We start from the raw sequence: 22,962 nt of genomic DNA on the forward strand, positions 1-22,962 counted from the left end.
ATTTAGCTGTTCAAAAGATTTTTTTTAGCCGTTTAGAAGGCAAAAAAATAGTTTGAACTAGGTTTGTTCTTAAATTGTAAGTTCAGGTAAATTTACATTATTTTTTCTATAGGATTTGTATTTGATGTTTGGATTTAAATGTACTTCAGCAGGTTTTCTTAGGTCCAGACTAAAATGGGTTCTCAAATTGTTATAAATATATACAGCTTGCTCCGTCATTTTTTGAGCTAAATCGGTGTTTTTAATAGTTTGTTTTAAGCCGTATTCGTATTTAAGTGTTCTATTAATACGTTCAGCAACAGCGTTTTCATAAGGGTCGTATTGTTCAGCCATACTCATTGTTATTCCGTTGCTTTCGGCAAACTCGGTATATTTAGGATTGCAGTATTGAAACCCTCTATCTGAGTGATGAATAAGCTTTTGTTTAGGATATTTTCTATTTTTAATAGCCATAGCAAGCGCCTCTGTACAAAGCGATGTTCTCATATGATTATCGAGTTTATAGCCCATAATTTGCTTAGAATAGGCGTCTGTGACTAAAGCTAGATAGTTGTGCCCATTTTCTGTTTTAATGTATGTTATATCGCTAACCCAAAGTTGTTCTGGTCGAGTAGGAACGTGGTCTTTTACCAGGTTCTTATATTTTTTGTACATATGGTTTGAGTTTGTAGTTGTGATGTAATTTTTAGTTTTAGGAATCAAAAGATTATTTAGCCTAAGGAAGCGATAGAACTTGTCTCTACCAATTTTAATATCAGCGTTTATAAAGTCCTGTTTTAGTTCTTTATGTAGCTTAATTCCACCAGTTTTAGAGCCTACTTTTTTACGGTAGTCCTTGACCATTTTCATTAGCTTCTGATGGTCTACTTCTTGTTTTTGTTGGGTTTTGAGTCTTTTGTAAAAGGCTTGTTTAGATATCCCAAAACATCCATAGAGCCATTTTCTTTTATACGCTGTTTTTTCTTTAGCTCTATCTCTTTTGCTAATGTTTTGGGCAATGACTTTTTTGACATATCAACGCCTGTAATAAGTTCCATATCCGCGATAATGTCTTGTTGGAAGTCTTTTTGAAACTCAAGTTCTTCAATCTTTTCCTTTAACTTTTTAATTTCATCGTTTTTACTCATACCTGTATTTTGTTGTACTAAGGTACTGTATTTTCTTAACCAATAGGAAATGGTTGTTCTGGGGACGTCGTATTTTTTAGAAGCTTGGTTGTTGGATAGTTGACCGTTTAGGATTTGGTCAACGACTAAAAGTTTGGTTTCTAAAGTGGCTTTTTGGTAACTTTTTTTTCGCCAGTGCTCATTTTGTGTTTTCATAAGTGACTATAATTAATGGTTTAATTTTTAGTCAACCTATTTCAGGAAAGTTCACGGGTCAATATGTCTTGTCCTGAAATATGGCTACAGGTTAAAATAGAATTTACGCTGATAATTGATATACCATATTCGGTGTTTTGCAGTCTAAAGATAAGTGTAATCTTACTTCGTTGTATAAATTAATTGCATTTTTTGCAGCTCTCTTAGCATGAGCCACATTATCAAAGGTTTGGTCTAGATAAAATTCATCTTTTAAGATACCGTTTACACGTTCTGCCATGGCATTTTCATAACAATGATTTTCTTCTGTCATACTAATATCTATCTTTTTTCTCTTAAGTATTTGCGTGTAAACATTGCTACAATACTGTATTCCTCTATCTGAATGATGAATAAGTTGTTTAATGTCTTTAGCTTGATAAATAGCTTTATTTAACGCTCTTACACAACCTTTTAATTCCAGACTATCACTAAGATCATATCCAACAATTTTGCGAGAGTACATATCTGTTATTAAAGCCAAGTAGCAAAAACCTTTTATGGTTCTAATATAAGTTATGTCACTAACCCAAACTTGGTTTGGTCTGGTAACATCTATGTTCTTTATCAGGTTGTTATATTTATAAAAGCGATGATAAGAATTGGTTGTTCTGGCACTAGTTTTCTTTCTAAGAGTAAGCATATTGTGTTTTCTAAGGACGTTAAATAAGGTGTCTCTCCCGACTTTAAGATTGGCTTTAGTAAACTCATCATCTAAAGATTTTATGAGTTTCCGTACACCTTCTCTAGGAAGGGATTTACGTTTTTTACTGACTATGTTAATAATCTGTTGTTCTAGTTTTAAACGCTTATCAGCTCTAGATTTGTATTTATAATACGCATCACGTTTAAGACCAAAACAATGGCTTATAGTTGTTAAAGAGGCAAATCCCTTAGATTTTTCTTTAGCTATGATTAAGGCTTTATGCTTAACTTTTTTTTTAGTTCAGCCACAGATTTATAGCCTAGATCCTCAGCTGCTACTTCTAGGTAAGAATCTAATACCAAGGCATCGAGATCTTTTTTAAGCAACAGTTTTTTAAGCTGTTCTATTTCTTTTTGGAGTGCTTTAATTCGTGATATTTCGTCTTTGGTTTCCACTTTTACTCTGGTGTTCATTAAATCTTTACGATTATACTTTTTAATCCACTCATTGACTGTTGTAGGAGCAATAGAGTAGAGTTTACAAAGTTCGCTCTTTGTGTGTTTACCTTTACTAAGTTCATCTAGAATTTTTAGTTTAAAGGGTTCTGAATACCGTCTGATTACTTTGTCATTTTTGTACATAATGTTTAAAATTATGTAGCCTTTATTCAGGACGGGTCAAAATTACTTACAACGTTTGTGTATATGAAAAGTAACGTGTAAAAATACGTTATTTTTCGGGTTTACGTTGTGTTTTTTAGTGCTCACAAATTTTAGGCTGTGAACTTACCTAGTTATTTTTTATATACGTTGTTGCCAACTGTACTTTTAAATTAGTTCATACGTTCATTGACATACTGAATGCTTTATTTTTTTTCGAGGGTAGGCAGATTGCTGACAGTTGGAAGCAAAAAAAATTAAAATTGAATATTTAATAAATCAGGATATGTATTGCAAACCATGGTTTTTATTTGCTTTTCGGTTTTTGTTAAATCAATATTTTTTCGATTAAGTAAGATATAAGAACTAGCGTTTGGAAAAGATTTATGTAAAAAAGTTTTACCTCCAATTAATTGAGGTATATGATATTTATACAACCTGAAACGCTGGTTTGTTTTATATCCTTCAACTTTATCAGATTTAACATCGATTGTTCTCGCTCCAATAAACCCAAAAGACGCTGTAGGGTGGATTTTTAATAATTCAGGTATGCACTTTGCACAAGTGATTAAAATATTAGCTACATCGCCTTTGTTAATAACATTAGAGTATTTTCTATTACTCTTTCTATCCTTTTTTGCGTAAAATTTAACCGCAATAAAATCATGTTCATGATAATCCGCATAAACGATGTAATGCAATTTTGTTTTTATTGAAAAAAACTTATATACATATCGTTTTTCGTGCCAACTGCAAGAAGGGTGGGTTTGAATAAATTTTAAAGGATAACCTGAAGAAGTTAACTTCATTTAAGGAACTAACATAGGTCTGTTGTCTTTACTTAATTTAACAACTTCTCCGTTAGTTAAAACTTTTCTTAAATCAACTGATTCAGAATCCTCGAAAGATAACCAACCAAGACGCTCTCCTTTACTTCTTACATTTTTAGATTTGTAAGACTTAAAGGTATTCTTGAAATGTTCTTTATATTTGTTTACTGTTCCCATGATTTAATTAAAAATCGTTTTTATTTAATACAAAACTACAATAAGTATTCCAAAATAAGTATATACTGTATATACTATGTATTTATAATGTATTTACTAATTATAGTTTTTAACTATGACAAATTAGTCGTTTAATTATTCTTTAAGTTACAGATATATAACGAATTAACCTAATAAAATCGTATATTTATATAAGCAAACAAGCTAAAAAAAGCGTCGGAAAAAATAAAGAGATTTCAGTAAGTCAGTATAGTAAATACTTGGTTCAGTTGTATTGTTGGCAACGGTTTTGTGTATGGTTAGTTGCGTGTTTAAGCAACTAATTTAGTAAACAAAAACGAACGCGAGAAAATTCCGAAGGAATTTTCCAAATAAGCACTTGCCAAAGCAATTAATTATACACGGTGTGCCTGTTGCACAAGACTTGCTAAATATACAGAAATTTCGTATATTTAATAATGCAAGGCACAAAAATATTTCAAGAAAAGCTATTCAATCAATTTAGGCTAAGCGACCGCGTACCAGAAGAGAATTTCTACCGACGTCTTCGTGGAGCTATCGACCTTAATTTCCTTTACAAAAGGACTCAGAAATTCTATGGATCAAGCGGACAAAAAAGCATCGACCCTGTTGTATTCTTTAAGCTATGTTTGGTTGGTTATTTAGAAAATATAACAAGCGACCGTAAGCTTATATCACATTGTAGCATGCGCTTGGATATCTTGTATTTTTTAGGCTATGATATCGACGAAGAATTACCGTGGCATTCTACTATAAGCCGTACACGCCAACTATTTCCAGAAGCGGTATTTGAATCTGTTTTCACAAAAATATTTGGGCTATGTGTCTCGGCAGGTATGGTTGCCGGCCATACCCAGACCATAGATTCCGCCCCTGTAAAGGCCAATGCTTCTATGGATACTTTAGAACTGAAAGTGCCAGAAGAGGATTTAGAAGGGCATCTTCGGGAAATTCGTAACATCAGCCATCGAGATAAACAGAAGCCCTTAAGGCAATCTAAAGCAAACAAGGCCGATAAAGACCAACAAACCTTATCGGCTTCTACGAAAGAATTACAGGCCATAAAAAGGCGTAATGCCAAATGGGCAAAGGATCAAGATGCACGTCCAGGAGCTGGTGCTAAAGGCAGTCGCTATACCAGTAACAAGACCCATTACAGTCCCACCGATCCGGATGCGCGCATCAGTGTAAAACCGGGAAAGGCAAGAAAACTCAATTACCTTAGTCAACTTACAGTAGATACGGCAAACCATGTGATAAGTGATATAAGAGCGTACCATGCCGATGGCAAAGACAGTCAGCATTTACCAGATATCGTTAAGCGGGTAAAACAACGGCTTTGGAAAGCGGCACTGGTTTGGGAAAATTGTGTGGCCGACACGGGCTATAGCAGCGGCGAGAATTATGCCTTTCTAGAGGCAATAGGCCTAAAAAGTTTTATACCCGCTCACGGCACTTATAAGGGCGGTCCAGAAGGATTTACCTATCACGAAAAGGAAGATTATTATACATGTTCTCAAGGCAAAATCATCCCCTTTAAAAAAGTGTTTATAGAAAAAAAGAACAACACCAAGAAGAAGGAATACCGCGGCTCAAAACCGTTGTGTTTGGACTGTCCAGTACGCACTGCATGCCTAGGGAAAACGGCACAGGAAAAGAAGTTTACCGTTACCTATTACCGCTCGGAATATGAGCGTAACATAGCCCGGGTAGAAAGCAACCAAGGGCGTTATATGAAAGGAAAAAGGCAGAGCACCGTAGAACCTGTATTTGGTACGCTCACACAATTTATGGGCCTAAGAAAAGTGAATACCATTGGAATTGAGCAGGCCAATAAATGCATGCAACTTTCTGCCATAGCCTACAACCTTAAAAAATATATGAAATTTATAGAAAAACGTACTAAAAGCGGAGCAGGGGCACAGACGCTTTATTTTAGTGCCAAAAACACCTTTTACAAGGTTATAAACATGCTTTTAAAGCCTTTTAAAACACCAGAGTTTTTAAGTGTATAAAAACAGAAACCGCCTTTAAAAGACGGTTTCTAATTATAATTTTAGGATACATTATGGGCTTGTGCAACGGTTACCGTTGTTGTAAAACGTTTTTTGTTTCATTCCTCGTTTAATAAGTCTTCTTCAGCAATCCATTCCATAAAAGACGTGTCAGCTCCACCAATTTTAATAATTCTGTTTTTATGTATCATTATTCCTAATCCGTGTTCAATATCCCATTTGCAATCGAATTCAAAACCAATATATCCAATATCATCTTTTTTAATATTCAAAAAGTGTATTCGGATTAATTCAATAAGTTTTTTGAAATCATTTGGGTCAATAACATCAGGCATTAGTTCTTTTTTTTCATCAGGTTCAAAATCGTATATGTCTTGAATTTCAGGATATTTAATTACTAAAGCATTGAGAATTTCGTTTTTGATTCCCTCTTCGTTTTTTATAAGATATTCATTCGCTTTGTGTTGATAGGTTTTTATTTCTTCAGTTTCTAAAATAGAATCTCCACCTATTGAATATTCAAAAAGAAAATCACTTTTTTTGTTTTCAAATTCATTCCAAGAAGAAAGATAAATTTCTCCTTCAATTCCATTTAATTCTCTATGTTGATTTTCGTTACCCAATGTTTCTCTCAAATGTTTTACAACGGTCTGTATATGGTGCGTTGCCGTCCCGCAGGGCGGCTATGCACTATATACCTTGTTGGCGTGTCGTTTTTTTCTTTTTTATGGTTCAGCAGCTAATGGTAATTCAGTTTGACCATTTTCATATTCTGTCCATTCTTTAACTAGAGCAGGAATTCTATCTATTACTTCTTTTCCGAAAATCACTTCTGTGACTAATCCCATGTGCATTGAATCTATAAGTCGACAGAGATAAGAGCGACCACAAGTCCACCAAGTGTAATAATCGTCAACTATTAAATAGTGTTTGACTTCTCTTCCAAGATTTGTCTTTGCTTCCCAAAGTTCCCATCCGTCCAATTGTGTTTCATAAACTCCGTCTGCAACCCTGCTTCCGAATGTTGTTGTATAGTAGTATTCCTTTATTTCCCATATTGCTTTTGGATCCACAATATTTGGGAATGCTCCGTCAACTCGTCTGGATAGAGTTCTAACAGGAAATTTGTCAATTGTCAATGCGGTTAATTCCCTTGGGTCATAGTCACAATCAAATTTTCCTTTGTTTGCTTCAACCAACATATTCACTAAACCTGTCAAAAAAGCGTGATCCCGCTTTTCACCCTTTTGCTTATTCATTGGGAGTGGACACGTTGGTTTCAATTCTGTTCTCTTGGTCTCAAATAGAGTTTTGGCTTGATCCTTATTCATCAGGTTCGGTTCAATCTCGTTGGTCAAAACATTACCCCTGTATTGCATATACTCTTGGAGAAGTAGGCCAAACTCGGTCAGTTTATTATCCTTTACAAGTCTTTCAGGGTTCAATCCTTCGTCTTTGAATACTTTGAGAATTTGTTCAACAGTAGGAACAACAAAGCCTGGATTAGGATTCTTTTTTGATTTTCTTTCTGCATAACCCAATCTTTGATTAAGCAACTTGATATTTGCCCAAAACTCTAGGTCAAGGTCTTTGTATTTGTTATTCGGTAGCATCTAATCTTTTTAAGTATTCTTTAATGAAGTCAAGCAAAGTGGAATTCATAGCTTCTACTATTTCCTTTAACTCAACTAGGTCAATTCGTCTTTCGCCACTTTCTATTTTGCTAATAAATGACTGGGGCACTTCTAACTTCTGAGCTAGTTGAGATTGAAGTAAATTATTGCCAACCCTAAGACTGTAGAGGGTTTCAAGTAAAACTCTGTATTCTTTGCTATGAATAGTCTTTTTCACACCGCCAAATTATATCCTATTTTAGGATAACCCAAAATAGGATATTAGCACAATTCTTCTTAGATTTGACAAAAATTAAACTCTATGCAACTGTCTCTTGATTCCAAGTTCGCTACATACACACCACCCAAATCACAATTGCTAAAATGGGTTGGGAATAAGCAGAAATTCGCTGGTGAAATCACTAAGTGTTTTCCTGCTGACTTTGGTACTTTCTATGAACCATTCTTAGGAAGTGGGGCAGTAATGGCAACTGTTGCACCAACATCAGGGGTTGGTTCTGATATTTTTGCTCCCTTAGTCGAGATTTGGCAGAAGTTAAAAGACGACCCGAATGAATTAGTAGATTGGTATGCTGAAAGACGCAATAGACTTGATACCGAGGACAAAAAAGTCGTTTATAATAGTGTTTTGGCATCTTTTAATTCTAAACACAATGGGGCAGATTTTCTTTACTTAACCCGTTCGTGCTATGGTGGAATTGTACGGTTTAGAAAAGCAGACGGATATATGAGTACGCCTTGTGGGGCACACACACCAATTCCCGTTGAAACATTTCGGAAAAGAGTAAAAGATTGGTCTATAAGAATGAAAAACGTTAATTTCTTGAATGTTGACTACAAGGAGATTTTTGAAATGGCTCAACCCGGAGATTTGATTTATTGTGACCCACCATATAGTCATAGTCAGAGTATTTTGTACGGAGCACAAGCATTCAAACTTGAAGAACTTTTGGAATCAATAGATTATGCTAAATCAAAAGGTGTTCGTGTCGCTCTTAGCATTGACGGAAACAAAAAGTCAGGAAATTATTTGTGTGATTTGCCAATTCCCAAAGGTCTTTTTGAGGAAGAAATGTTCGTTTCTGTCGGTCGTTCTATGTTGAGAAGATTCCAAATGGAAGGTCAAACTTTAGAGTCTGAAATGGTCTCTGATCGTTTACTGTTAAACTATTCTCTTTAAATGCACGCCAACGGTCAAGTGTATGAGCAGTGGCGGGTTTTATGCACTAACTGTTCGGTTTAGCACAAAGATAGCTAAAAAGCAGAAACTTTGGTTTTGGCACTTTCCCCGCTATTGCTTATACACATTGTGCCTGTTGCACAAGACTTGCTAAATATACAGAAATTTCGTATATTTAATAATGCAAGGCACAAAAATATTTCAAGAAAAGCTATTCAATCAATTTAGGCTAAGCGACCGCGTACCAGAAGAGAATTTCTACCGACGTCTTCGTGGAGCTATCGACCTTAATTTCCTTTACAAAAGGACTCAGAAATTCTATGGATCAAGCGGACAAAAAAGCATCGACCCTGTTGTATTCTTTAAGCTATGTTTGGTTGGTTATTTAGAAAATATAACAAGCGACCGTAAGCTTATATCACATTGTAGCATGCGCTTGGATATCTTGTATTTTTTAGGCTATGATATCGACGAAGAATTACCGTGGCATTCTACTATAAGCCGTACACGCCAACTATTTCCAGAAGCGGTATTTGAATCTGTTTTCACAAAAATATTTGGGCTATGTGTCTCGGCAGGTATGGTTGCCGGCCATACCCAGACCATAGATTCCGCCCCTGTAAAGGCCAATGCTTCTATGGATACTTTAGAACTGAAAGTGCCAGAAGAGGATTTAGAAGGGCATCTTCGGGAAATTCGTAACATCAGCCATCGAGATAAACAGAAGCCCTTAAGGCAATCTAAAGCAAACAAGGCCGATAAAGACCAACAAACCTTATCGGCTTCTACGAAAGAATTACAGGCCATAAAAAGGCGTAATGCCAAATGGGCAAAGGATCAAGATGCACGTCCAGGAGCTGGTGCTAAAGGCAGTCGCTATACCAGTAACAAGACCCATTACAGTCCCACCGATCCGGATGCGCGCATCAGTGTAAAACCGGGAAAGGCAAGAAAACTCAATTACCTTAGTCAACTTACAGTAGATACGGCAAACCATGTGATAAGTGATATAAGAGCGTACCATGCCGATGGCAAAGACAGTCAGCATTTACCAGATATCGTTAAGCGGGTAAAACAACGGCTTTGGAAAGCGGCACTGGTTTGGGAAAATTGTGTGGCCGACACGGGCTATAGCAGCGGCGAGAATTATGCCTTTCTAGAGGCAATAGGCCTAAAAAGTTTTATACCCGCTCACGGCACTTATAAGGGCGGTCCAGAAGGATTTACCTATCACGAAAAGGAAGATTATTATACATGTTCTCAAGGCAAAATCATCCCCTTTAAAAAAGTGTTTATAGAAAAAAAGAACAACACCAAGAAGAAGGAATACCGCGGCTCAAAACCGTTGTGTTTGGACTGTCCAGTACGCACTGCATGCCTAGGGAAAACGGCACAGGAAAAGAAGTTTACCGTTACCTATTACCGCTCGGAATATGAGCGTAACATAGCCCGGGTAGAAAGCAACCAAGGGCGTTATATGAAAGGAAAAAGGCAGAGCACCGTAGAACCTGTATTTGGTACGCTCACACAATTTATGGGCCTAAGAAAAGTGAATACCATTGGAATTGAGCAGGCCAATAAATGCATGCAACTTTCTGCCATAGCCTACAACCTTAAAAAATATATGAAATTTATAGAAAAACGTACTAAAAGCGGAGCAGGGGCACAGACGCTTTATTTTAGTGCCAAAAACACCTTTTACAAGGTTATAAACATGCTTTTAAAGCCTTTTAAAACACCAGAGTTTTTAAGTGTATAAAAACAGAAACCGCCTTTAAAAGACGGTTTCTAATTATAATTTTAGGATACATTATGGGCTTGTGCAACGGTTACCATTGTTAGGTGCTGGCATTTTTACACGAATTTCATTGGATATTTCGTCTTTATCTGTCCTTTTGCAATCTTTTTAAGTTTGGATTCCATCAGCCTTCTGGTCAATGGTTTTAGATAGTCAAGATACAAAATTCCTTCTGTGTGGTCGTATTCGTGCTGTATCATTCTTGCGGTCGTTCCGCTAAATGTCTTTGTTTGAAAGTCAAAATCTTTGTTGTAATATTCTATGCTAATCGTCCAAGGTCTTTTTACTTTTTGCGATAAATTTGGGATACTTAAACAGCCTTCTTCGTCTTCCCAAAGCTCTGCGGAACGTTCAATGATTTTTGCGTTGATAAAAGTTTCCATTATTCCTTTGTCGTCTTTGTCAAAATAGATTTCCCTGTCCGCTTCGTCAAGATTTTCAAAAGTTGTTTTACTGTCCACTACAAAAAGTCTTATCGGAAGTCCGATTTGTGGCGAAGCCAATCCGCAACCATTGGCGTTTTTCATTGTTTCCCACATATCGGCTATTAGCTTGTTCAACTCGGGATAATTCTTTTCGATGTCGTTGCACTTTTGTTTTAAAATGCTGTGTCCGTATGCTAAAATAGGTCGTTTCATTCCTTTGCTTTTTATCGCAAAGTTCCAAAGAATGAACAAGGTTGGCAATGAACCTATGTTAAGTAATCTGTCTGCGAATACGGCTCAAGCCCTGTGGCGTTATTCCGATGTAGGAAGCCACGTATTTTAGCGGAATGAATTTTAAAATGTCGGGCTGTTCGCTGAACAGTCTTAAATAACGCTCTTTCGCATTGTATTTAAGCAAGGACAATTCACGTTTGCTTTTAGCCAAAAACAATTTTTCGGAAGCGAAGCGTCCTAAATAATTCCCAACTTTGGTCTGGGCATACACTTTTTGCAAATCGTCAAAGGAAATTTGCCAAACAACGGTTTCCGTCAATGCCTGTAATTCGTATTCGGACGGTGTTTGCGTGAGAAAAGAGTCGTAAGCACAGGTAAATTCTTTGTCGAAACTGAAATTAAAAGTCAGTTCGTTTTCATCATCGGGAATGTAGAACCGAACGATGCCCGTTTCAACGAATGAAAGGTAATTTTCCGTTTCGCCCTGCCGTGTGATGATTTGGTTTTTGGCAAACACTTTTCTGTCAAAATGTGAAGCTATAAATTCCCATTCCGATTCTTGTAGCTTTACGATTCTTTCATAGTATTCTCTTATGTGTCCCATTTTTGACGGTTTTTTGTTCTGCTTGCACCTAACGGTCTCGGCTATGAGTAGTTGCGTGGATTAGCACGAAACTTTGTAAGTACACACCAAACTGAAAATCCGCAAGGATTTTCAGAAGTAGGCGAGAACAAGCAATTACTTATAGCCATTGTGCCTGTTGCACAAGACTTGCTAAATATACAGAAATTTCGTATATTTAATAATGCAAGGCACAAAAATATTTCAAGAAAAGCTATTCAATCAATTTAGGCTAAGCGAACGCGTACCAGAGCACAATTTCTACAGACGATTAAAAGAGGTTCTAGACCTAGAATTTCTATATAAGCTCACGCGCCCATATTATGGGGATAGCGGACAAAAAAGCATCGACCCTGTTGTATTCTTTAAGCTGTGCCTAGTTGGTTATTTAGAAAATATAACAAGCGACCGCAAGCTCATACCACATTGTAGCATGCGCTTGGATATCCTGTATTTTTTAGGCTATGATATCGACGAAGAACTACCGTGGCATTCTACTATAAGCCGTACACGCCAACTATTTCCAGAAGCGGTATTTGAATCTGTTTTCACAAAAATATTTGAGCTATGTGTCTCGGCAGGTATGGTTGCCGGCCATACCCAGACCATAGATTCCGCACCTGTAAAGGCCAATGCTTCTATGGATACTTTAGAACTGAAAGTACCAGAAGAGGATTTAGAAGGGCATCTTCGGGAAATTCGTAACATCAGCCATCGAGATAAACAGAAGCCCTTAAGGCAATCTAAAGCAAACAAGGCCGATAAAGCACAGCAAACCTTATCGGCTTCTACGAAAGAATTACAAGCCATAAAAAGCCGTAATGCCAAATGGGCAAAGGATCAAGATGCCCGTCCAGGAGCTGGTGCCAAAGGCAGTCGCTATACCAGTAACAAGACCCATTACAGTCCCACCGATCCGGATGCGCGCATCAGTGTAAAACCGGGAAAGGCAAGAAAACTCAATTACCTTAGCCAGCTTACAGTAGATACGGCAAACCATGTGATAAGCGATATAAAAGCGTACCATGCCGATGGCAAAGACAGTCAGCATTTACCAGATATCGTTAAGCGGGTAAAACAACGGCTTTGGAAAACGGCACTGGTTTGGGAAAATTGTGTGGCTGACACGGGCTATAGCAGCGGCGAGAATTATGCCTTTCTAGAGGCAATAGGCCTAAAAAGTTTTATACCCGCCCACGGCACTTATAAGGGCGGTCCGGATGGATTTACCTATCACGAAAAGGAAGATTATTATACATGTCCTCAAGGCCAAATCATCCCCTTTAAAAAAGTGTTTATAGAAAAAAAGAACAACACCAAGAAGAAGGAATACCGCGGCTCAAAACCGTTGTGTTTGGACTGTCCAGTACGCACTGCATGCCTAGGGAAAACGGCACAGGAAAAGAAGTTTACCGTTACCTATTACCGCTCGGAATATGAGCGTAACATAGCCCGGGTAGAAAGCAGCCAAGGGCGTTATATGAAAGGAAAACGGCAGAGCACCGTAGAACCTGTATTTGGTACGCTCACACAATTTATGGGCCTAAGAAAAGTGAATACCATTGGAATTGAGCAGGCCAATAAATGCATGCAACTTTCTGCCATAGCCTACAACCTTAAAAAATATATGAAATTTATAGAAAAACGTACTAAAAGCGGAGCAGGGGCACAGGCGCTTTATTTTAGTCTCAAAAATACCTTTTACAACCTTATAAACATGCTTTTAAAGCCTTTTAAAACACCAGGATTTTTAAGTCTATAAAAACAGAAACCGCCTTTAAAGACGGTTTCTAATTATAATTTTAGGATTCATTATGGGCTTGTGCAACGGTTACCTGTGTTGGGCACAGTTATTTTAATCTACATAAAGTTCAGTTGCTTTTCCTAATTCAGTACCGTTGACTATAAACTTTATTTCCTTTTTTGATTTCGGAACTTGAACAATTAAAAAAGGTGATAATTCCTTATTGTCATTTTCTGTATTTGAATTCACAAGATTATATTCGACAACAAGTTTTTTGTCATTTTCCTTAATTCCGATGAGTTCAATTTTGTCAAATCCCTTTTTGTTTTTGTCAGATTGGAAAATCTCGACCAACATTTTCTTTTTATAAAGGGTTTTGTCGTCGAGATTATATTTTTTTCTAAAATCAGCGGGTAAATAGTCTTTGTTAAAATACTTATTAAAACAAACAATTTGTAAGTCAGGAATTGGCGAGTCAGTTCCTTCTGCGATAGTTTTATATTCAGTTTTTGTCAGATTTTCATCTTGAGAATAAACTTTTACAAATGAGATAAGTCCGATTAAAATACTTATTAATATTATTCTATTTTTCATTGAATCCTGTTTTTTTTAATTGTGCCCAACGGTTTGGCTATGCGTAGTGCGGGATTAATAAGCACTTTCCTTTCAGTCTGCCGTTATGTTTGTTAATATTCATTCACTTTCAATTTAGTACCAAAACCTGCATTACGTATAGCCGTTGTTGGCGGTTCGTTGTTTTCATATTACCTTTTCGAACGCATTGCTTTCACTTTTTTCAAATTTCTATCGTTAATAAACTCTTCGTATTCTGGCGTTTCCACTCCATAGATTGCAATTTTTCCGTTACTGTCACAATGAACACCAAAGCCGTATGTTTTTGTTAAAGCCGATGCCCTTAAACAAGGTTGTCCCTTTGAGAAAAATTGCTCTCTTGCTTGTTTGTATTCTGCTTTGGTCAAATCATTTTTGTCTGCAAATACCTGAAATAATATATCGTCAGAAGTATATTTGTATGGATTTCTCATAATCAGTTCATATTGCATTTCGGCAATACTCTTCTTTGCTTTTGCTGGTGGTTTCGTCCCACAATCTGCTTTGGTGTCTTCTGCCACTTCAATAAAAGTGTCAAAATAATTTGTAGTGTGAACTTTCATTATCCTAAATTATAAAAGTGATTTTCTTGAATAATTTTGCTATTCTTCCATTGCTGAACCGATATTTGTTTGTAGTCAAGTCTACCAAACTTTTTATGTGTAAAAATGTAGTGCCAATGAGCAACTGATAAATTTTCTTCGACAATTGACGAAAGTAATTCGAGTTTTTCTATTTCTGAATTCAAAACAAAATTTTCAACCGCCTTTCGGAAATTTTCCATTCCTTTGGTTGGTTCATTACTGTTGTCTGTTGAAATAATGTCTTGGTCATAGAACTTATCAACAGCTTCAATAAATTTATACTGCTGAACAAGAGAGTTAAACTCTTTTACTGTTTCTGTGAATGTTTTCATTTTAATTGTTTTTTGTCTATTTGAAACGTCATCCTACAATGACCGCTAACGGTTTGCAGCTAAGAAACGTGGGGCTTTCGAAGCACTTTCCTGTCCGCTCGTGATAAAGCTTGCCAAGAAGAACGAACCTTGCGGAAACTACTGTCCGCCCCATGTTTTCTTAGGTGCTGTTATGGGCTGGTTTTATTTCATCAACGTTTTTGCTTTTTCTAAAAGAGTCAAAAGTTCTGGAAAATCATCCTTTTTCAGAAAAACATAAGATTTACCGTCATATTTTTCTAGCTTCAAATATGTTCCCCAATCGCCTTTGCTCCAATAGCATCCTGCTTCAAATCCACCACGACTTTTATACGTAACTTCAGTATAATTTGTCGGTGAAGATGTGAAAACCTTTTCTTGCATCATTTTAATTGACTTTATCAATCCATCAATTTCATCCGCATCTAGAGAAGCAACTTTAGTGTCAGACGAGTAGCTACTTGCTACTTCGTATTCAAACCGTAAGGCACTAACGGATTCATTTGAAATTAGGTCAGTGTAATGAATTACTTTAATTTCGGCTTTTTTCAAAGTCCCAACATCAAGAAATTCTTTTTCAATTAATGTTCCTGATTTTGAAGAAAATTTTTCCGCATTGCTCAGTTCTTTTTCCTTTGAGTCAGTTTGTCCATAGCTTAAATTAAACGCTAAGAAAGATAATAGTACTAGTAGTAATTTTTTCATTTTGTTTAAATTTAAATTTTTGATATTCAGACTTTTCGTTTTAGTCCCGTTTTTTCGTGTGGTCACTGTCTCCACATTTTTTTTATCTCCGATTTTTTAAAAACCCAATAAGTGGTGATTCTCTTGTCTGTGTCATCCCGTTGTGTCGTTTCTTTAACTTGCCCATAACGTGTTTGTATATGGTTTGTTGCGTGTTTTAAGCACCTAATTTAGCAAATAAAAACCGAATAGAAAATCCGCGAGGATTTTCGTAAATAGGCTAGAACTAGCAATAAATTATATACGGTGTGCCTGTTGCACAAGACTTGCTAAATATACAGAAATTTCGTATATTTAATAATGCAAGGCACAAAAATATTTCAAGAAAAGCTATTCAATCAATTTAGGCTAAGCGAACGCGTACCAGAGCACAATTTCTACAGACGATTAAAAGAGGTTCTAGACCTAGAATTTCTATATAAGCTCACGCGCCCATATTATGGGGATAGCGGACAAAAAAGCATCGACCCTGTTGTATTCTTTAAGCTGTGCCTAGTTGGTTATTTAGAAAATATAACAAGCGACCGCAAGCTCATACCACATTGTAGCATGCGCTTGGATATCCTGTATTTTTTAGGCTATGATATCGACGAAGAACTACCGTGGCATTCTACTATAAGCCGTACACGCCAACTATTTCCAGAAGCGGTATTTGAATCTGTTTTCACAAAAATATTTGAGCTATGTGTCTCGGCAGGTATGGTTGCCGGCCATACCCAGACCATAGATTCCGCACCTGTAAAGGCCAATGCTTCTATGGATACTTTAGAACTGAAAGTACCAGAAGAGGATTTAGAAGGGCATCTTCGGGAAATTCGTAACATCAGCCATCGAGATAAACAGAAGCCCTTAAGGCAATCTAAAGCAAACAAGGCCGATAAAGCACAGCAAACCTTATCGGCTTCTACGAAAGAATTACAAGCCATAAAAAGCCGTAATGCCAAATGGGCAAAGGATCAAGATGCCCGTCCAGGAGCTGGTGCCAAAGGCAGTCGCTATACCAGTAACAAGACCCATTACAGTCCCACCGATCCGGATGCGCGCATCAGTGTAAAACCGGGAAAGGCAAGAAAACTCAATTACCTTAGCCAGCTTACAGTAGATACGGCAAACCATGTGATAAGCGATATAAAAGCGTACCATGCCGATGGCAAAGACAGTCAGCATTTACCAGATATCGTTAAGCGGGTAAAACAACGGCTTTGGAAAACGGCACTGGTTTGGGAAAATTGTGTGGCTGACACGGGCTATAGCAGCGGCGAGAATTATGCCTTTCTAGAGGCAATAGGCCTAAAAAGTTTTATACCCGCCCACGGCACTTATAAGGGCGGTCCGGATGGATTTACCTATCACGAAAAGGAAGATTATTATACATGTCCTCAAGGCCAAATCATCCCCTTTAAAAAAGTGTTTATAGAAAAAAAGAACAACACCAAGAAGAAGGAATACCGCGGCTCAAAACCGTTGTGTTTGGACTGTCCAGTACGCACTGCATGCCTAGGGAAAACGGCACAGGAAAAGAAGTTTACCGTTACCTATTACCGCTCGGAATATGAGCGTAACATAGCCCGGGTAGAAAGCAGCCAAGGGCGTTATATGAAAGGAAAACGGCAGAGCACCGTAGAACCTGTATTTGGTACGCTCACACAATTTATGGGCCTAAGAAAAGTGAATACCATTGGAATTGAGCAGGCCAATAAATGCATGCAACTTTCTGCCATAGCCTACAACCTTAAAAAATATATGAAATTTATAGAAAAACGTACTAAAAGCGGAGCAGGGGCACAGGCGCTTTATTTTAGTCTCAAAAATACCTTTTACAACCTTATAAACATGCTTTTAAAGCCTTTTAAAACACCAGGATTTTTAAGTCTATAAAAACAGAAACCGCCTTTAAAGACGGTTTCTAATTATAATTTTAGGATTCATTATGGGCTTGTGCAACGGTTACCGGTGTTGCCACCAGTTTTTTTTATTCATATTGAACTTTCACTCCTTTTTGTTCAAATTTTTTAATTGTTTCTTTTATTTCCAATTCGTTAAAATCATTTTCTCTTATTAACAAATAATTCAGTTTAGGCAAAGTCAATAATGTATCAGGAATTGACGTCAAATCATTTCCATTTACTGCAAGACTTTCTAAATTTTTAATTCCGCCAATCCATTCAGGAATTGTTTTGATTTCATTATATCCAATTGTCAGTCTTTTAAGTTTCGGAAACTCTAAAACACTTTTAGGGAATACTTTCAGTTTATTAGAATGCACATTTAAATACTCAAGATTTCTCAACTTTAAAAGTCCGTTTGGAAGTTTAGTCAAATTCTGATAATTTATTAAAACCTCTTTTTGGTCAAGATAATTTCCGTTTTCATAACCTACTTTTAGATTGTTTTTAAATTCTTCATTTTTGAGTTTTTCGCAAATTAAATCTCCGATTGAATCTCTGTATCTATAATCAACTTCTCCCAAGTCGCTTATTGTTCCAACAACGTAATTAAATTTGTAATTTTTTTCTCCGTAACAATTATATTGCTCAAAGTAAGTGGCTGAAAACTTTTCTCCACTACCAACTACAGGAAAACTATATCTATGCTTAAATGTTTCCTTTTTTGAAGAAGTTAATAAAATTCCATTTTCGGGAATGAGGATTTTATTATTTGTAAAATAATTACTTTCAAGTTTTGGTTGGTTTTCTATTCCGAAAACTATTATAAAACTCTGATTTTTTCCAACAAAAGGTTCATTTTCATTCGTGAAATAAATTTCACTTCCAACGTCCCAATTTAAATGGTACAAAGTATGGGATAGAACATAAACAAATATTAAAGTCCATTCAATAATTTGTCGGTATTTGACTTTTAATTTTTTAAGTAAAAAACTTGTTAATACTAAAATTGAATAAATTCCAAACAACCAAAGTATAGCTCCAATTCCCCAAAATCCCATAATAAAGAATATGAAAATTCCGAAAAGAAAGACTATAATACTAAACGAATATATTGGATTTCTGATGTTCATTCAAATTGGTGGCAACGGCCCTGGCTATGGCAAGTGCGGGATTTTGAAACCGTTTACTTGTCCGCCTACCGTAAATTTATTTATTTGTAATGTCTTCATATTTGAGCATTCAGCCCGCATTTGCTATAGCCGATGTTGTGCGTTCGTGCTTTTATTTTTTATTATCATTTTTAAGTCCGTGTACAAGTAAATTGCAGCTATAGTCATTGCTCCAATTCCTGCCAATGGTGTTTTCCAATTGACCGGATTGAAAATTGCATAAAACCCAATACCAATTAGAAACAAACAAAATGGATAAGCAAAAAGTCGAATTATGACCTTTTTAAAAGTCCACTCTTTTTCAGGTTTCTCGATTTTTTCTTGAATAGGAATACCTTTCTTTACGTCAACAAGGTTTTTGAGAAAAGTGTCAATATTTCTCCTGTTCCAACCAAATGAAGCTACTGAACTCCATTTGTTCGGGTCGCAAATACTGTTCAATAGAAGTCGGTCTTTGTCTTTTATGATTGTAATCATCTCACCCCAACTACCTGTCCAATTCCAAGGTCGATATGCTCGGAATATTTGGTCGTTGTTAAATTCGATTTGCCATTCATACTCTTTTGCTGTCCTTTCGATTGCTTCTTGAAATTCATGGTCAGTGTACTCAACTTTTACTTCTCTAAATCTTAGTCGTCTTTTCTGAATGAAGTAAAACGCAATTGCAGGAATTATCCATGGCCAAGTTGTCGAAATGAGTTCGTTTGCAGTTCTCACTCCGTCATAAGTCTCAGTTACATAGATTTCAAATAAACTGAAAAGAGTCAGGCCTGGAATAAACAGAATGAACAACACAATGAAAAAGTGGTCAAGAGTCTGCCAACGACTTAGTTTCAGTCGTTTTGTTTGTTTCATTATGTCAATCCATTCTTTCTTCATTGGTTTTTTCGCATGACGCACAACGTGTTTGTACAAGGTTAGTTGCGTGGTTTAAGCACTAAATTTACTAAATAATTACTGACAAAGAAAATCCGAGAGGATTTTCGTAAGTAGGCTAGAAGCAAGCAATTAATTTTGTACGGTGTGCCTGTTGCACAAGACTTGCTAAATATACAGAAATTTCGTATATTTAATAATGCAAGGCACAAAAATATTTCAAGAAAAGCTATTCAATCAATTTAGGCTAAGCGACCGCGTACCAGAAGAGAATTTCTACCGACGTCTTCGTGGAGCTATCGACCTTAATTTCCTTTACAAAAGGACTCAGAAATTCTATGGATCAAGCGGACAAAAAAGCATCGACCCTGTTGTATTCTTTAAGCTATGTTTGGTTGGTTATTTAGAAAATATAACAAGCGACCGTAAGCTTATATCACATTGTAGCATGCGCTTGGATATCTTGTATTTTTTAGGCTATGATATCGACGAAGAATTACCGTGGCATTCTACTATAAGCCGTACACGCCAACTATTTCCAGAAGCGGTATTTGAATCTGTTTTCACAAAAATATTTGGGCTATGTGTCTCGGCAGGTATGGTTGCCGGCCATACCCAGACCATAGATTCCGCCCCTGTAAAGGCCAATGCTTCTATGGATACTTTAGAACTGAAAGTGCCAGAAGAGGATTTAGAAGGGCATCTTCGGGAAATTCGTAACATCAGCCATCGAGATAAACAGAAGCCCTTAAGGCAATCTAAAGCAAACAAGGCCGATAAAGACCAACAAACCTTATCGGCTTCTACGAAAGAATTACAGGCCATAAAAAGGCGTAATGCCAAATGGGCAAAGGATCAAGATGCACGTCCAGGAGCTGGTGCTAAAGGCAGTCGCTATACCAGTAACAAGACCCATTACAGTCCCACCGATCCGGATGCGCGCATCAGTGTAAAACCGGGAAAGGCAAGAAAACTCAATTACCTTAGTCAACTTACAGTAGATACGGCAAACCATGTGATAAGTGATATAAGAGCGTACCATGCCGATGGCAAAGACAGTCAGCATTTACCAGATATCGTTAAGCGGGTAAAACAACGGCTTTGGAAAGCGGCACTGGTTTGGGAAAATTGTGTGGCCGACACGGGCTATAGCAGCGGCGAGAATTATGCCTTTCTAGAGGCAATAGGCCTAAAAAGTTTTATACCCGCTCACGGCACTTATAAGGGCGGTCCAGAAGGATTTACCTATCACGAAAAGGAAGATTATTATACATGTTCTCAAGGCAAAATCATCCCCTTTAAAAAAGTGTTTATAGAAAAAAAGAACAACACCAAGAAGAAGGAATACCGCGGCTCAAAACCGTTGTGTTTGGACTGTCCAGTACGCACTGCATGCCTAGGGAAAACGGCACAGGAAAAGAAGTTTACCGTTACCTATTACCGCTCGGAATATGAGCGTAACATAGCCCGGGTAGAAAGCAACCAAGGGCGTTATATGAAAGGAAAAAGGCAGAGCACCGTAGAACCTGTATTTGGTACGCTCACACAATTTATGGGCCTAAGAAAAGTGAATACCATTGGAATTGAGCAGGCCAATAAATGCATGCAACTTTCTGCCATAGCCTACAACCTTAAAAAATATATGAAATTTATAGAAAAACGTACTAAAAGCGGAGCAGGGGCACAGACGCTTTATTTTAGTGCCAAAAACACCTTTTACAAGGTTATAAACATGCTTTTAAAGCCTTTTAAAACACCAGAGTTTTTAAGTGTATAAAAACAGAAACCGCCTTTAAAAGACGGTTTCTAATTATAATTTTAGGATACATTATGGGCTTGTGCAACGGTTACCAATGTTGTACGCAGGCTATTTTTCCGTTCAGTTTGTCAGTTTGGGGGTACAGCTCTTTGCAACCGCAGGTACGAGGATTGCAATGTGCTGTGCAAGCGTGGGATTTATTTCTCGACTCATTATATTTATCTTTTAACTTACTTCATTTATAATTTAACTCAGTAGATATATATTTTACATCATTATAATTATTCTTTACATCACTATAATTATTCTTTACATTATTAAAATATAGTTCAACATTTAGAGAATATAGTTTTGCATTGACAGATTATAATTCAACATTAGCAAAATATTCATTTATAGTGCTCAAATATTTTTCTACAATAGAATATTATACTTTACGGCTGTTGAATTTAATCTTTGATACTTTAGAATATTCTTCTGAGGTGGCTCCGTAAATACTCTTTACGTATTTTTTAACGTTTTGGGCAATAGAGTATAAGCCTGTTCCTTCGGCATATAGCATATTGTTTCGTTCTATGAGTTTTGCGTTTAGTTCAGCTTCGGTTTGGTCTACGGCTTGGGTGGCAGTCATTAAGGATGCGTGATAGGTAGTTAGGTTTGTTAGTTTTAGTTCTTCCAAATTGGGATTGTAATTAGTAATGGTAGATAATAACTGTAACAAAATTCCAAAGTTATCAGCTTGTTGGGTATATGATTGTCGAGAGGTGGAAACCGTATTATTATCTTCTTCGTTTTCTTCAGGTGAGGTTGTTGTACTTTTCTTACCTCCTTGTATTAGTCTGTTTAGAGATTTTGCTTGGTCAAGTGTTCCTTCTGAAAGACCAAGAATTTCTAAGTGGTTTACAATACGTGTGCAAAGAGGTTTTAAATTTTCGAAAGCTACTTGACGATTGTGAATAGCAGATTTGTTTGCAGTTCGTTTTTCTTCTACTTCGTCTAATTTTGCCAGTTAGGTAGTGTATAAAGTTTGTAAATTAGCTATTGTTAGGTTTTCTACAGGTGGGTTGTAGTTGTTATAGACGGTTACTTGCTCAATTAGCTTCTGTAGATTGGCTACGTTTTTGGCGTGTCCGGTTTCATATTGTTTGCTCATGATTTAATTTTTTATTATAAATAATAACGAGAAATGTTGGTAATTATTACATGAGATAAATTACTTATTGTTTTGTGTAAATTTCTTTCTTAATAACTTCATCTTCATATTTTAAGTAAAAGGTTTTCTTTTGTAAAACAATTTTAAAGACCTCTCCATCATAATCAATCAAAAAGGTGTCTTTTTCTTTTTTACGCCAAGAACCAGTGTTTTTTCCGTCCAAAGCACACTTGTTAGATTCGTCAAGATAATAATATTTCTCTGTAAACGTACCGTCTACTAGAAATTCAAACTGATCTTGTTTTTCACAACTGTCTAATTCATATTCAATCCCATTTTCAAAACTTCTTGAATATTTCCAAACTCCAATGACTGATTGATCATTAGAGTTTTTGCAACCGTAACAAGTCATTAATAATATAGAAGCGATTACTAAAAAAGAAATTAAGTTTTTCATAATGATGTTTTTTAAAGAATTTA

The 22,962-nt window shown here is 36.5% G+C and carries 26 protein-coding genes; 6 read left to right on the forward strand and 20 right to left on the reverse strand.

What is annotated here, in order from left to right:
- Positions 1 to 69 precede the first annotated feature (69 nt).
- From BWZ22_RS13230 to BWZ22_RS13255, 6 genes are all read right to left on the reverse strand, one after another.
- Positions 70 to 918: an IS3 family transposase gene (locus BWZ22_RS13230; RefSeq protein WP_232225262.1), complete on the reverse strand. Its 849-nt coding sequence runs from the start codon at positions 916 to 918 to the stop codon at positions 70 to 72.
- Positions 864 to 1,322, reverse strand: coding sequence for a helix-turn-helix domain-containing protein (locus tag BWZ22_RS13235; protein ID WP_076697894.1), 459 nt, complete (start codon positions 1,320 to 1,322; stop codon positions 864 to 866). Before BWZ22_RS13235 ends, BWZ22_RS13230 begins: the two co-directional genes overlap by 55 nt.
- Before the next feature lie 103 nt (positions 1,323 to 1,425).
- Positions 1,426 to 2,277 carry an IS3 family transposase gene (locus BWZ22_RS13240; protein ID WP_076697792.1) on the reverse strand — a complete coding sequence of 284 codons (852 nt, stop codon included), beginning with the start codon at positions 2,275 to 2,277 and terminating at the stop codon, positions 1,426 to 1,428.
- Positions 2,277 to 2,648 (reverse strand): transposase, encoded by a 372-nt coding sequence (locus BWZ22_RS13245; RefSeq protein ID WP_076697791.1) that lies wholly within the window; start codon positions 2,646 to 2,648, stop codon positions 2,277 to 2,279. Before BWZ22_RS13245 ends, BWZ22_RS13240 begins: the two co-directional genes overlap by 1 nt.
- A gap of 275 nt (positions 2,649 to 2,923) precedes the next feature.
- A complete protein-coding gene (locus BWZ22_RS13250) occupies positions 2,924 to 3,475 on the reverse strand; it encodes a hypothetical protein (RefSeq protein WP_076700730.1) in 552 nt (183 codons plus the stop codon).
- Positions 3,476 to 3,673, reverse strand: a complete 198-nt coding sequence (locus BWZ22_RS13255) for a hypothetical protein (RefSeq protein ID WP_076700732.1) — start codon at positions 3,671 to 3,673, stop codon at positions 3,476 to 3,478.
- A 458-nt stretch (positions 3,674 to 4,131) separates the two neighbouring features.
- Here BWZ22_RS13255 and BWZ22_RS13260 point away from each other — a divergent pair, with 458 nt between their 5' ends.
- Entirely contained in the window at positions 4,132 to 5,709 is a 1,578-nt protein-coding gene (locus BWZ22_RS13260; RefSeq protein ID WP_076697781.1) for an IS1182 family transposase, read from the forward strand.
- A 98-nt stretch (positions 5,710 to 5,807) separates the two neighbouring features.
- Here BWZ22_RS13260 and BWZ22_RS16810 read toward each other — a convergent pair whose 3' ends face one another.
- The 3 genes from BWZ22_RS16810 to BWZ22_RS13275 all read right to left on the reverse strand — a co-directional run bounded on the left by BWZ22_RS16810 (position 5,808) and on the right by BWZ22_RS13275 (position 7,560).
- On the reverse strand, positions 5,808 to 6,344 hold the full coding sequence (locus BWZ22_RS16810; protein ID WP_198027621.1) for a hypothetical protein: 537 nt from the start codon (positions 6,342 to 6,344) through the stop codon (positions 5,808 to 5,810).
- Positions 6,345 to 6,434: 90 nt separating this feature from the next.
- On the reverse strand, positions 6,435 to 7,322 hold the full coding sequence (locus tag BWZ22_RS13270; RefSeq protein WP_083692351.1) for a hypothetical protein: 888 nt from the start codon (positions 7,320 to 7,322) through the stop codon (positions 6,435 to 6,437).
- A complete protein-coding gene (locus BWZ22_RS13275; RefSeq protein WP_076700735.1) occupies positions 7,309 to 7,560 on the reverse strand; it encodes a helix-turn-helix domain-containing protein in 252 nt (83 codons plus the stop codon). Before BWZ22_RS13275 ends, BWZ22_RS13270 begins: the two co-directional genes overlap by 14 nt.
- Positions 7,561 to 7,644: 84 nt before the next feature.
- Here BWZ22_RS13275 and BWZ22_RS13280 point away from each other — a divergent pair, with 84 nt between their 5' ends.
- Together BWZ22_RS13280 and BWZ22_RS13285 are read left to right on the forward strand one after the other, a co-directional pair.
- Positions 7,645 to 8,523 carry a DNA adenine methylase gene (locus tag BWZ22_RS13280; RefSeq protein WP_076700737.1) on the forward strand — a complete coding sequence of 293 codons (879 nt, stop codon included), beginning with the start codon at positions 7,645 to 7,647 and terminating at the stop codon, positions 8,521 to 8,523.
- Between the two features lie 181 nt (positions 8,524 to 8,704).
- Entirely contained in the window at positions 8,705 to 10,282 is a 1,578-nt protein-coding gene (locus BWZ22_RS13285; RefSeq protein WP_076697781.1) for an IS1182 family transposase, read from the forward strand.
- A 95-nt stretch (positions 10,283 to 10,377) separates the two neighbouring features.
- Here the strand turns inward: BWZ22_RS13285 and def are convergent, their stop codons facing one another.
- Both def and BWZ22_RS13295 read right to left on the reverse strand, forming a co-directional pair.
- On the reverse strand, positions 10,378 to 10,959 hold the full coding sequence (gene def / locus BWZ22_RS13290) for a peptide deformylase (RefSeq protein WP_076700739.1): 582 nt from the start codon (positions 10,957 to 10,959) through the stop codon (positions 10,378 to 10,380).
- A 58-nt stretch (positions 10,960 to 11,017) separates the two neighbouring features.
- Positions 11,018 to 11,584 carry a Crp/Fnr family transcriptional regulator gene (locus BWZ22_RS13295; protein WP_073583490.1) on the reverse strand — a complete coding sequence of 189 codons (567 nt, stop codon included), beginning with the start codon at positions 11,582 to 11,584 and terminating at the stop codon, positions 11,018 to 11,020.
- A gap of 202 nt (positions 11,585 to 11,786) precedes the next feature.
- On the opposite strand from BWZ22_RS13295, the gene BWZ22_RS13305 reads away from it, so the two are divergent.
- Complete coding sequence (locus BWZ22_RS13305; protein WP_076700743.1) at positions 11,787 to 13,364, forward strand: IS1182 family transposase; 1,578 nt, start codon at positions 11,787 to 11,789, stop codon at positions 13,362 to 13,364.
- A gap of 93 nt (positions 13,365 to 13,457) precedes the next feature.
- On the opposite strand, the gene BWZ22_RS13310 is transcribed toward BWZ22_RS13305, so the two are convergent.
- The 4 genes from BWZ22_RS13310 to BWZ22_RS13325 form a co-directional block, all read right to left on the reverse strand.
- Positions 13,458 to 13,940 (reverse strand): hypothetical protein, encoded by a 483-nt coding sequence (locus tag BWZ22_RS13310; protein WP_076700745.1) that lies wholly within the window; start codon positions 13,938 to 13,940, stop codon positions 13,458 to 13,460.
- Positions 13,941 to 14,110: 170 nt separating this feature from the next.
- Positions 14,111 to 14,521, reverse strand: a complete 411-nt coding sequence (locus BWZ22_RS13315) for a DUF6157 family protein (protein ID WP_076700748.1) — start codon at positions 14,519 to 14,521, stop codon at positions 14,111 to 14,113.
- Complete coding sequence (locus BWZ22_RS13320; protein WP_076700750.1) at positions 14,521 to 14,874, reverse strand: SnoaL-like domain-containing protein; 354 nt, start codon at positions 14,872 to 14,874, stop codon at positions 14,521 to 14,523. Before BWZ22_RS13320 ends, BWZ22_RS13315 begins: the two co-directional genes overlap by 1 nt.
- 183 nt (positions 14,875 to 15,057) lie before the next feature.
- On the reverse strand, positions 15,058 to 15,597 hold the full coding sequence (locus tag BWZ22_RS13325) for a hypothetical protein (protein ID WP_157607972.1): 540 nt from the start codon (positions 15,595 to 15,597) through the stop codon (positions 15,058 to 15,060).
- Positions 15,598 to 15,936: 339 nt separating this feature from the next.
- Between BWZ22_RS13325 and BWZ22_RS13330 the strand changes: the two genes are divergently transcribed.
- Complete coding sequence (locus BWZ22_RS13330; protein ID WP_076700743.1) at positions 15,937 to 17,514, forward strand: IS1182 family transposase; 1,578 nt, start codon at positions 15,937 to 15,939, stop codon at positions 17,512 to 17,514.
- A 94-nt stretch (positions 17,515 to 17,608) separates the two neighbouring features.
- Here BWZ22_RS13330 and BWZ22_RS13335 read toward each other — a convergent pair whose 3' ends face one another.
- Entirely contained in the window at positions 17,609 to 18,583 is a 975-nt protein-coding gene (locus BWZ22_RS13335; RefSeq protein WP_076700755.1) for a leucine-rich repeat domain-containing protein, read from the reverse strand.
- Positions 18,584 to 18,778: 195 nt separating this feature from the next.
- A complete protein-coding gene (locus BWZ22_RS13340; RefSeq protein ID WP_232225173.1) occupies positions 18,779 to 19,573 on the reverse strand; it encodes a hypothetical protein in 795 nt (264 codons plus the stop codon).
- Positions 19,574 to 19,769: 196 nt separating this feature from the next.
- Here BWZ22_RS13340 and BWZ22_RS13345 point away from each other — a divergent pair, with 196 nt between their 5' ends.
- Positions 19,770 to 21,347 (forward strand): IS1182 family transposase, encoded by a 1,578-nt coding sequence (locus BWZ22_RS13345; RefSeq protein ID WP_076697781.1) that lies wholly within the window; start codon positions 19,770 to 19,772, stop codon positions 21,345 to 21,347.
- Positions 21,348 to 21,756: 409 nt separating this feature from the next.
- Here BWZ22_RS13345 and BWZ22_RS16930 read toward each other — a convergent pair whose 3' ends face one another.
- From BWZ22_RS16930 to BWZ22_RS13355, 3 genes are all read right to left on the reverse strand, one after another.
- The gene (locus tag BWZ22_RS16930; protein ID WP_232225175.1) at positions 21,757 to 22,050 is read right to left on the reverse strand and encodes a hypothetical protein; all 294 of its coding nucleotides are present in this window, start codon (positions 22,048 to 22,050) and stop codon (positions 21,757 to 21,759) included.
- Between the two features lie 288 nt (positions 22,051 to 22,338).
- Positions 22,339 to 22,482: a hypothetical protein gene (locus BWZ22_RS16935; RefSeq protein ID WP_232225176.1), complete on the reverse strand. Its 144-nt coding sequence runs from the start codon at positions 22,480 to 22,482 to the stop codon at positions 22,339 to 22,341.
- Positions 22,483 to 22,546: 64 nt separating this feature from the next.
- Positions 22,547 to 22,939, reverse strand: a complete 393-nt coding sequence (locus tag BWZ22_RS13355) for a lipocalin family protein (protein ID WP_076700758.1) — start codon at positions 22,937 to 22,939, stop codon at positions 22,547 to 22,549.
- Positions 22,940 to 22,962: the final 23 nt, after the last annotated feature.

The organism is Seonamhaeicola sp. S2-3 (assembly GCF_001971785.1).
Classification (GTDB): Bacteria; Bacteroidota; Bacteroidia; order Flavobacteriales; family Flavobacteriaceae; genus Seonamhaeicola.

Bases quoted from the DNA above. Each gene is read 5' to 3' on its own strand.
- BWZ22_RS13235 (WP_076697894.1), bottom strand. From the start codon at position 1,322: ATGAAAACACAAAATGAGCACTGGCGAAAAAAAAGTTACCAAAAAGCC.
- BWZ22_RS13245 (WP_076697791.1), bottom strand. From the start codon at position 2,648: ATGTACAAAAATGACAAAGTAATCAGACGGTATTCAGAACCCTTTAAA.
- BWZ22_RS13250 (WP_076700730.1), bottom strand. From the start codon at position 3,475: ATGAAGTTAACTTCTTCAGGTTATCCTTTAAAATTTATTCAAACCCAC.
- BWZ22_RS13255 (WP_076700732.1), bottom strand. From the start codon at position 3,673: ATGGGAACAGTAAACAAATATAAAGAACATTTCAAGAATACCTTTAAG.
- BWZ22_RS13260 (WP_076697781.1), top strand. From the start codon at position 4,132: ATGCAAGGCACAAAAATATTTCAAGAAAAGCTATTCAATCAATTTAGG.
- BWZ22_RS13270 (WP_083692351.1), bottom strand. From the start codon at position 7,322: ATGCTACCGAATAACAAATACAAAGACCTTGACCTAGAGTTTTGGGCA.
- BWZ22_RS13280 (WP_076700737.1), top strand. From the start codon at position 7,645: ATGCAACTGTCTCTTGATTCCAAGTTCGCTACATACACACCACCCAAA.
- BWZ22_RS13285 (WP_076697781.1), top strand. From the start codon at position 8,705: ATGCAAGGCACAAAAATATTTCAAGAAAAGCTATTCAATCAATTTAGG.
- def (WP_076700739.1), bottom strand. From the start codon at position 10,959: ATGAAACGACCTATTTTAGCATACGGACACAGCATTTTAAAACAAAAG.
- BWZ22_RS13295 (WP_073583490.1), bottom strand. From the start codon at position 11,584: ATGGGACACATAAGAGAATACTATGAAAGAATCGTAAAGCTACAAGAA.
- BWZ22_RS13305 (WP_076700743.1), top strand. From the start codon at position 11,787: ATGCAAGGCACAAAAATATTTCAAGAAAAGCTATTCAATCAATTTAGG.
- BWZ22_RS13310 (WP_076700745.1), bottom strand. From the start codon at position 13,940: ATGAAAAATAGAATAATATTAATAAGTATTTTAATCGGACTTATCTCA.
- BWZ22_RS13315 (WP_076700748.1), bottom strand. From the start codon at position 14,521: ATGAAAGTTCACACTACAAATTATTTTGACACTTTTATTGAAGTGGCA.
- BWZ22_RS13320 (WP_076700750.1), bottom strand. From the start codon at position 14,874: ATGAAAACATTCACAGAAACAGTAAAAGAGTTTAACTCTCTTGTTCAG.
- BWZ22_RS13325 (WP_157607972.1), bottom strand. From the start codon at position 15,597: ATGAAAAAATTACTACTAGTACTATTATCTTTCTTAGCGTTTAATTTA.
- BWZ22_RS13330 (WP_076700743.1), top strand. From the start codon at position 15,937: ATGCAAGGCACAAAAATATTTCAAGAAAAGCTATTCAATCAATTTAGG.
- BWZ22_RS13335 (WP_076700755.1), bottom strand. From the start codon at position 18,583: ATGGGATTTTGGGGAATTGGAGCTATACTTTGGTTGTTTGGAATTTAT.
- BWZ22_RS13340 (WP_232225173.1), bottom strand. From the start codon at position 19,573: ATGAAGAAAGAATGGATTGACATAATGAAACAAACAAAACGACTGAAA.
- BWZ22_RS13345 (WP_076697781.1), top strand. From the start codon at position 19,770: ATGCAAGGCACAAAAATATTTCAAGAAAAGCTATTCAATCAATTTAGG.
- BWZ22_RS16935 (WP_232225176.1), bottom strand. From the start codon at position 22,482: ATGAGCAAACAATATGAAACCGGACACGCCAAAAACGTAGCCAATCTA.
- BWZ22_RS13355 (WP_076700758.1), bottom strand. From the start codon at position 22,939: ATGAAAAACTTAATTTCTTTTTTAGTAATCGCTTCTATATTATTAATG.